Annotated in this window: 2 protein-coding genes; both read right to left on the bottom strand. The window is 36.8% G+C overall.

Translation table 11 applies throughout. The features are described from left to right. Positions 1–65 precede the first annotated feature (65 nt). Positions 66–698, bottom strand: coding sequence for a DUF4123 domain-containing protein (locus FTV32_RS17240; protein WP_180029175.1), 633 nt, complete (start codon positions 696–698; stop codon positions 66–68). After that, positions 698–1,065, bottom strand: a 368-nt coding sequence (locus tag FTV32_RS17235; protein WP_180029174.1) for a DUF2345 domain-containing protein, incomplete at its 5' end; no start/stop codon positions are given. The genes FTV32_RS17235 and FTV32_RS17240, both read right to left, overlap by 1 nt.

The following is a 1,065-nucleotide window of genomic DNA, read 5'->3' as shown; positions in this document are numbered from 1 at the left end:
GTTAATTAAGGCGCGGTTATAGGATGACCAATTGGTTGTACGGTAGATTTTAGAGGCAGGCTTATTCATTTTGAAATTATATTGCTGAATAAGCTTTTGATGCTAGGTTTGTGCAACAAAGCCTTTTTAACAAATACTTCGTTATTTTTTTTTATCCACTCAAAATACCCTATCGGATGTATAAAATGCCAATGATCAAAAATTCCCAATAGGCTATTAAGTTGATGTTCAGAAAAAATTGCATCTAAATAAATTAATACTCTCGGGTCATACCATCTAAACAAAAATTCAGACTTTTGGTCACTCAATACTAAGCTTTTTTTAAATCTATCATTTAATGTTTCGTTATCTAGTTTTGATGAACCGAAGCCACAAACCAAATATGCACTATTATCATAGTTATAATGTAAACTTATTCTTTCTACTAATTGAAGCTTCACTTTATCAAAAACACTTTGTTCTTTAATTTCTATAAAGAACACAGGCGTATTATCAGCTTTTTGTCCCTTAGCAAGTGGTACATTAACAATATGCTCCTTACCTACTTCAGCCTTGAGCTGGTCAAACGTATCTGGTTCTAAAGTTGTATCAACCAATATCACCAATCGATGTGTCTGATCAAAAACCTTCTGCATATTATTTGCAATTTGTTCTATAGTGAAAGGCTTATCCTGTTCCACGCTAGTTAATGAGAACATTATAAAATCACCTTGGCAGAACCCAACTCTGCAGCTTGACCTTGCTTCGCTGAACAATCAGGTAAATTTAATGCAGGAAGATTAACCGAGGCTGGTGAAGTAAACTTATGTTGCCCCGCTTTCGCCTCAAACTTGCCTCCTGTGGTTGGGAATACCCCTGAACCATTTAGTTTCACTTGAGAGCCGCCTGCAGTTAGATTAATTTCATTGGGACTGGTGATATAAATCGTATCTTCGGTCGAAATAATCTGCACACCCTTTCTAGCAATCAGATCAGCACCATCCCCTTGAGCTTGAATCTCGATCTTGCCTTTGCCTGCATAGAGTCGTGCCCCTTCTTGCGCTGCAAATAAACTGATCTTTTTGC

The sequence above is a fragment of the Acinetobacter sp. YH16032 genome, from assembly GCF_013417345.1.
Taxonomy (GTDB): domain Bacteria; phylum Pseudomonadota; class Gammaproteobacteria; order Pseudomonadales; family Moraxellaceae; genus Acinetobacter.
This window is presented reverse-complemented; position numbering and strand designations above follow the sequence as displayed.

What these genes read in the sequence shown, in the direction of transcription:
- FTV32_RS17240 (WP_180029175.1), bottom strand. Translation starts at nt 698, where the DNA reads ATGTTCTCATTAACTAGCGTGGAACAGGATAAGCCTTTCACTATAGAA.